Genomic DNA, 7,357 nt, shown 5'->3' with positions numbered 1-7,357 from the left:
CATGCAGACCGGCGCCCAGGCGGCCCGCGAGGCCGGCAACATGGTCGATCTCGACAGCGACCCGACCAAGGTCATCGAGATCGTCGAGGTCGGTAAGCAGATGCTGATCACCCGCGGCGCGCTCACCACCTTCTCGATCGCCAACGACGTGGCCAAGTACTTCGCCATCATCCCGGCGATGTTCGTGGCCGCCCTGCCGGCGCTCGGCGCGCTGAACGTGATGAACCTGCACAGCCCGGAGAGCGCGATCCTTTCGGCGGTGATCTTCAACGCCCTGATCATCTTGGCGCTGATCCCGCTGGCCCTGCGGGGCGTGCGTTACCGGGCCGTCGGCGCGGCCAAGCTCCTGTCGCGTAACCTGCTGATCTACGGCCTGGGCGGCCTGATCGCTCCGTTCATCGGCATCAAGCTGATCGACATGATCGTCTCCGGCCTTGGGCTCGCCTGATGGTTATGCGTGAACTTCTCGTCTCGGGCGGGCTGATCGCCCTCCTCTTCGTCTGCGCCCTCCTAAGCCGCGCCGTCTAGGAAGCCGCCATGCTCGCACTCGACACACAAAAAGAACCTTCCAGGACCTCTCTCATGACCCAGTACCGCGTGTTCCCGATCACCATCGCCGCCATCGCCGCCATGTCGGCGGCCCCGGCGCTCGCCCAGGACTTCGACCTGTCGTTCAACGCCGGCGCCGCCACCGACTATGTCTGGCGCGGGGTCAGCCAGACCGACGAGAATCCACAGCTCTCGGCCGGGGTCGACACATCCCTCTGGAGCTTGGGCTACGCGGGGGCCTGGATCTCGAATGTCGACTTCAACAACGGCACCGACGCCGAGTTCGACCTCTATGCCGGGGTCAAGCCGCAGGTCGGGCCGGTCACCCTCGACCTAGGGGTCATCTATTACGGCTACATCAACCAGCCGTCCGGCCCCGATCAGAACTTCGTCGAGCTGAAAGCGGCCGGCTCCCTGCCCGTCGGTCCGGCGACGCTCGGCGCGGCGGTGTTCTACTCCGACGACTTCTTCGGCGAGACCGGCCCGGCGACCTATGTCGAACTCAACGGCTCGATTCCGGTCGCCGAGAAGATCTCGATCTCGGGCGCCGTCGGCCGTCAGAACGTCGACTATGACGGTGACTACACGACCTGGAACCTCGGCGCCGGCTACGCCCTCAACGACGTCGTCGGCTTCGACCTTCGCTATCACGACACCAACGAGCACGGTTTTGGCGACCTTTACGGCAGCCGGGTCGTGCTCGCCGTCAAGGCCGTCTTCTAGGAGATTTGCGCCATGCTTTCGCTTATCCGCCCGGCCGTCGTATCGATGGCCTTCTTCACCATTCTGCTGGGAATCGCCTATCCGATGCTGATCACCGGCGTGGCCCAGGCCGCCTTTCCGAACCAGGCGAACGGCAGTCTCGCCGTCGTCGGCGGCAAGGTGGTAGGGTCCGAACTGATCGGCCAGAACTTCACCAAGACCCAGTACCTGCACCCGCGCCCCTCGGCCGCCGGCGCCAACGGCTATGACGCCTCGGCCTCTTCCGGCTCCAACCTCGGCCCGTTGAACGAAGACCTGGCCAAACGGGTCAAGGACAGCGCGCTCGCCATCCGCACCGAAGACGGGCAAGGCGCGATCCCCGCCGACGCAGTCACCACCTCCGGCTCGGGTCTCGACCCGCACATCTCGCCGGAATACGCCGGCCTTCAAGCTGAGCGCATCGCCAAGGCCAGAGGGGTCGAGCCGCGCCTGGTTCGCGAGTTGTTCGACGCCCATGTGGAGGGCCGCGTCTTCGGCGTTCTCGGCCAGCCGCGGGTGAACGTCTTGGAGACCAACCTTGCGCTCGACGCCCGCTATCCGTTACGCCAACCTCCCGCCTCATGAGCCCGGAAGAACCCCGCCGCCCTGATCCAGACGCCCTGCTGGCGGCTACAGCCAGACCGGGCCGGGGGCGGCTGAAGGTCTTCCTCGGCATGTCCCCCGGGGTGGGAAAAACCTTCGAAATGCTGCGCGCCGCTCGCCGCCGAAAGGCGGAGGGCGGCGACGTCGTTGTCGGGGTTGTCGAAACCCATGGCCGCCGCGAGACCCAGTCCCTGCTGCGCGGCCTGGAGGTCATGCCCCGCCGGCCAATCGACTACCGCGAACGCACGCTGCTGGAGTTCGATCTCGACGCCGCGCTCGAGCGCAAACCAGCCTTGCTGCTGGTCGATGAGTACGCCCACTCCAACGCCCCCGGCTCGCGCCATCCCAAGCGTTGGCAGGACGTGGAGGAGATCCTCGCGGCTGGAATTGACGTCTGGACCACGCTGAATGTCCAGCATTTGGAGAGCCTGCGTGAGGTGGTCTGGAAGATCACCGGCGTGCGCCAGCGCGAGACCGTTCCGGACTCGGCCCTCTCGCGCGCCGATGAGATCGAACTGATCGACATCACCCCATCCGAGCTTCGCGAGCGGATGGCCGAGGGCAAGGTCTATATCGGCGACACCGCCCGGATCGCCGCCGAGCGGTTCTTCAAGCCCGAGAACCTCACGGCGCTGCGCGAACTCGCCCTGCGCCGCGCGGCCCAGACGGTGGACGACCAACTTCTAGGCGCCATGAAGCGCGCCGGGGTCGAGGGCCCCTGGGCGGCGGGAGAGCGTATCCTTGTCCTGCTAGGACCCGACGCCTCGGCCGGCGCCCTGGTGCGGACCGGCCGGCGGCTGTCGGACATGATGATGGACGCGCCGTGGTTCGTCGCCCACGTCGAAAGGCCCAACGCCCCGCCGGTCCCCGCCATCGGGCAGGCGCGCCTCAATGAGGCCCTCAAGCTGGCCGAGCAATTGGGCGGCGTCACCGTGATGCTGACTGGCGACGATCTCGTCGACAGCGTGCTCGACTACGCCCGCCGCAACAATGTCACCCAGATCGTGGTCGGCAAGTCGGCGCGGCCTCGTCGCAATCCTTTCCGCCGCTCGCTGGTCCACGCCCTGCTGGAGGAGTCGCGCGGCGCGGCCCTGCACGTCGTCACCGAGGGCGCCGAGGCCGAGGCTCCGCCGCCGCGCGCACCAACACCGTTCAGGTCCTGGCCCTGGGGTGGCCACGTCGGCGCCATCGCTCTGGTCAGCGTGGCCGCATTGCTGGCCAGCGCCACGTTCCAGGTCGCCGAGACCGCCAACCTCGCCATGATCTTCATGCTGAGCGTACTGGTCAGCGGATTGGCCTTCGGGCTCTGGCCGGCGCTGACCGCCGCGACGCTCTGCGCCTTCGCCTACAACTTCTTCTTCCTGGAGCCGCGCCTGACCGTGCGGATCGGCCATCCGGCCGATGTGCTGACCTTCGCGGTGTTCTTCGCCGTGGCGCTGACGACCGGATGGCTCACCGGCCGTATCCGCGACCAGGCCCGTGCCGTTTCACGCCGGGCCTCGGCGGTGTCGTCGCTGCTGGCCGCGAGCCGCCGACTATCCTCGGCGGCCAAGCAGGACACAGCCGCCCAGGCGCTCGCCGAACAACTGGCCGCCGCGACCAGCGGCGCGGCCGTGGTCCTGACTCCAGAACGCGATGACCTGGCGCTGACCGCCGCCTCGCCCCCCCTCGACGCCTTGCCGCCCGGCGACATGGCCGCCGCCCGCTGGGCCTGGGAAAAGGGCGAGCCCGCCGGCGCGGGAACCGGCACCCTGCCCAACTCGGCCTGGACCTTCCGACCACTGCAGGGGGTCAAGGCCCGCGCCGGCGTAGCCGGCGTTGAGTTGAAAGCGCTCGCCGCCGAGGACAATGAGCGCTTTGTCAGCGCCCTGCTCGACCAGGGCGCTGTGGCGCTCGAACGCGCCGAATTCGCGGCCCAGGCCGCCGACGCCGAGGCCCTGCGCCGCACCGACCGGTTGCGTGGCGCTCTGCTCAATTCCGTCAGCCACGACCTGCGCACACCGCTATCCACGGTGCTCGGCTCGGTCACCACCCTGCTCGACTATGGCAAGTCCCTCGACAGCCGGGTGCAGCGCGATCTGCTGGTCTCGATCCAGGAGGAAGCCGAGCGGCTCAACCGCTATGTTGGCGACCTGCTAGACATGACCCGATTGGAAGGCGGGGCCTTGGTCACCCGCCGTGATTGGGTCGATATCCGCGACGTCCTGAGCGCGGCGGTGGACCGCATCAAACGGCGGCTGGACAAGCGCACCGTGGCGCGCGACTTCCCTGCCGAACTGTCGATGGTCAAGGCCGACCCCTCGCTGCTGGAGCAGGCCCTCGTGAACATCCTGGAGAACGCTATAGCCTATAGCCCGGACGGATCGGCCATCGAGGTCGCGGCCTATGAAGACCGCGGCAACGTGGTGATCTCCATCGAGGACGAAGGTCGCGGCATCCCGACGCCCGAGCTCGAGCGGGTTTTTGAGAAGTTTCGCCGCATGGAAGAAGCCACCGACCGGGGCAAGGGCGCGGGCCTGGGCCTGGCGATCTCAAAGGGCTTCGTCGAGGCCATGGGCGGGCGGATCGCCGCCGCCAGTCCGATCCATGACGGTCTTGGAACCCGCATCTTGATCAGCCTGCCCAAGGAAACCGTTATGCCCGGGCACATGCTGTGAGCGCCCATCGCCCCCGCATCCTGGTCATCGACGACGAACCCCAGATCCACCGGTTCCTGCAGCCGGCGCTGGAGGCGGCGGGCTATGAGCCGATCCGCGCCGACACCGCCGCCGAAGGGCTGAAGGAGATCGCCCGCAAGGCGCCCGACGCCGTGGTGCTGGATCTCGGCCTGCCCGACTTCGACGGCAAGGAGGCCCTGACCCGCGCGCGGGCCTTCTATGACGGCCCCATCATCGTGCTCTCGGCCCGCGACAAGGAAACCGAGAAGATCGACACCCTCGATCTCGGCGCCGACGACTATGTGGAAAAGCCATTCGGGGTCGGCGAACTGCTGGCCCGCCTGCGCGTCGCCTTGCGCCATCGCCTACGCCAGAAAGGCGCAGAGCCCATCGTCACGGCTGGCGACCTCACCATCGACCTTGTCAAACGACTGGTGACCCGAAGCGGCCAGGCCATCCGCCTCTCGCCCAAGGAGTATGACCTGCTGGCCCTGCTGGTCGAGGGGAGCGGCAAGGTCTGCACCCATCGGCAACTTCTCACCGCGGTGTGGGGCCCTGCCCATGTCGAGGATGTCCAATACCTGCGTGTCATCGTCGCGCAGATCAGGCAGAAGATCGAACCGGACGCTGCGGCTCCGACCCTGATCGGCACCGAGCCCGGCGTCGGCTATCGGTGGCTTGGCTAAAGCCGCTCACAATCTCGCTTGGCCACGATCGGCCGCATTCTGAACAACCTTCGCGGCTTGGTTTCCGCTCATGTCGATATCGCCTCTGCGCCAACTTCTCGCGGCGCTCGTTGTCGCCGCATTTTGCATAGGCGGCGCCGCCCAAGCCCAGAATTCGCCCGCCGCGCAACGCGTGCTGGACCGTGCGCGAGCGGCTTCTGGCGGCGGCGGCTGGAACCTCCTGCGCGGCCTGCATGAGGTCGGGCAGGACGGCGGCGAGCGCTACGAGCGGTGGGTCGACCCCCTGCGCTATGGCGCGCGCACAGAAACCATGACCGCGGCGGGCAAACACGTTCAGGCCTATAATGGCGCGGCCGAGTGGCGGATCCTGGCCAATGGCGTGATCACCGGCTCCGTCGATCCGGCGGTCGTCGCGCGGGTACGCTCCGACGCCTTCTTCAGCGCCTACGCCTATTTCTATCCCAGCCGCTTCGACATCCGCAGCGTTCACCTGGGCGTCCGCCATAGCCAGGGCCGGCCCTTTGACGTGCTCCGAATTCAGCCGGCCGGCGGCAAGCCGCGTGACCTCTGGTTCGACCGGGCCACTGGCCTGCTCGGTGTGGTCGTGGACGACGCAAGCGGCGCGTCCATGACGACGGAACTATCGGACTATCGCCGGATCGGCCCGGTGCGCGTCCCGTTCAGGTTCAAGACCTATGGCGGCGATCTGACCCGCCCCCAGGAGCGCCTGGTGGAACGTATCGACTTCATCGCGGCCGACCGCAGCAAGTTCAGCCTTCCGCCACCAAAGCCCTGAGGCTCGCAGCCAGAGCGGCGAAGACCAGAGTTGGGTGCGAAAGGAAATCGCCCCGGATGGCGGCGGCCGCGCGCCGCCATCCATGAGTGAAGCCACCCACCGCACGCAAAAAAGAAAGCGGCCTGGGGTGTGAACCCCAGGCCGCTCCGTCGTTCCCGTCGATGCTCAGTTCGGTTTAGGCGAACTGGTTCATCGTGTTGTGCGTGCCGCCGGCCTTCAGGGCCGCTTCGCCCGCGAAGTATTCCTTGTGGTCGTCACCCATGTCGGAACCCGACATGTTCTGGTGCTTCACGCAGGCGATACCCTCGCGGATTTCCTTGCGCTGAACGCCCTTCACGTAGCCGAGCATGCCTTGCGAACCGAAGTACTCCTTCGCCAGGTTGTCGGTCGACAGCGCCGCCGTGTGATAGGTCGGCAGGGTGATCAGGTGGTGGAAGATACCAGCCCGCTTGGCGCCGTCCGCTTGGAACGTGCGGATGCGCTCGTCGGCTTCGTCGGCCAGATCGGTGCCGTCGTAGTCGACGCTCATCAGCTTGTCGCGGTCATAGGCCGAGACGTCCTTGCCCGCCGCCTTGTAGGCGTCGAACACCTGCTGGCGGAAGTTCAAGGTCCAGTTGAAGGACGGCGAGTTGTTGTAGACCAGCTTGGCGTCCGGGATCACTTCACGAACGCGATCCATCATGCCGGCGATCTGCTCGACGTGCGGCTTCTCGGTTTCGATCCACAGCAGGTCGGCGCCGTTTTGCAGCGAGGTGATGCTGTCGAGGACGCAACGATCTTCGCCGGTGCCTTCACGGAACTGGAAGAGGTTCGACGGCAGACGCTTCGGACGCAGCAGCTTACCGGCGCGGTTGATGATCACGTCGCCGTTCTTCAGGTCGGCCGGCGAGATTTCTTCGCAGTCGAGGAAGCTGTTGTACTGGTCGCCGAGGTCGCCCGGGGTGTGGCTGACCGCGATTTGCTTGGTCAGGCCGGCGCCCAGCGAGTCGGTACGGGTGACGATGATGCCGTTCTCAACGCCCAGCTCAAGGAAGGCGTAGCGGCAAGCGCGCACCTTGGCGAGGAAGTCGTCGTGCGGAACGGTGACCTTGCCGTCTTGGTGGCCGCACTGCTTTTCGTCGGACACTTGGTTTTCGATCTGCAGGGCGCAGGCGCCGGCTTCGATCATCTTCTTGGCCAGCAGGTAGGTCGCCTCGGCGTTACCGAAACCGGCGTCAATGTCGGCGATGACCGGAACGACGTGGGTCTGATAGTTGTCGACGGCTTCGAGGAGCTTGGCTTCCTTGGCCTTGTCGCCGGCTTCGCGGGCGGCGTCGATCTCGCGG

The 7,357-nt window shown here is 66.8% G+C and carries 6 protein-coding genes and 1 pseudogene; 6 read left to right on the top strand and 1 reads right to left on the bottom strand.

Annotation, left to right across the window (positions count from 1 at the left end):
- From Q7T84_RS06045 to Q7T84_RS06020, 6 genes and pseudogenes are all read left to right on the top strand, one after another.
- A pseudogene (locus Q7T84_RS06045) lies at nt 1-448 on the top strand (potassium-transporting ATPase subunit B); the annotation flags it as partial.
- 134 nt (nt 449-582) lie between these two features.
- On the top strand, nt 583-1,272 hold the full coding sequence (locus tag Q7T84_RS06040; protein WP_304806848.1) for a TorF family putative porin: 690 nt from the start codon (nt 583-585) through the stop codon (nt 1,270-1,272).
- Nucleotides 1,273-1,284: 12 nt separating this feature from the next.
- Nucleotides 1,285-1,875: a potassium-transporting ATPase subunit KdpC gene (gene kdpC, locus Q7T84_RS06035; RefSeq protein ID WP_304806847.1), complete on the top strand. Its 591-nt coding sequence runs from the start codon at nt 1,285-1,287 to the stop codon at nt 1,873-1,875.
- The gene (locus Q7T84_RS06030) at nt 1,872-4,550 is read left to right on the top strand and encodes a sensor histidine kinase KdpD (protein WP_304806846.1); all 2,679 of its coding nucleotides are present in this window, start codon (nt 1,872-1,874) and stop codon (nt 4,548-4,550) included. The genes kdpC and Q7T84_RS06030 overlap by 4 nt, the downstream gene beginning before the upstream one ends.
- A complete protein-coding gene (locus Q7T84_RS06025) occupies nt 4,547-5,236 on the top strand; it encodes a response regulator (RefSeq protein ID WP_304806845.1) in 690 nt (229 codons plus the stop codon). The genes Q7T84_RS06030 and Q7T84_RS06025 overlap by 4 nt, the downstream gene beginning before the upstream one ends.
- A gap of 70 nt (nt 5,237-5,306) precedes the next feature.
- Entirely contained in the window at nt 5,307-6,032 is a 726-nt protein-coding gene (locus tag Q7T84_RS06020) for a hypothetical protein (protein ID WP_304806844.1), read from the top strand.
- Nucleotides 6,033-6,207: 175 nt separating this feature from the next.
- Here Q7T84_RS06020 and Q7T84_RS06015 read toward each other — a convergent pair.
- Nucleotides 6,208-7,357, bottom strand: a 1,150-nt coding sequence (locus Q7T84_RS06015; RefSeq protein WP_304806842.1) for an isocitrate lyase, incomplete at its 5' end; no start/stop codon positions are given.

It is taken from the genome of Phenylobacterium sp. (assembly GCF_030654915.1).
In the GTDB taxonomy this organism is placed as follows: Bacteria; Pseudomonadota; Alphaproteobacteria; order Caulobacterales; family Caulobacteraceae; genus Phenylobacterium.
Note: the sequence above shows the minus strand (reverse complement) of the source record. Positions and strands in the feature narration are given on the sequence as shown.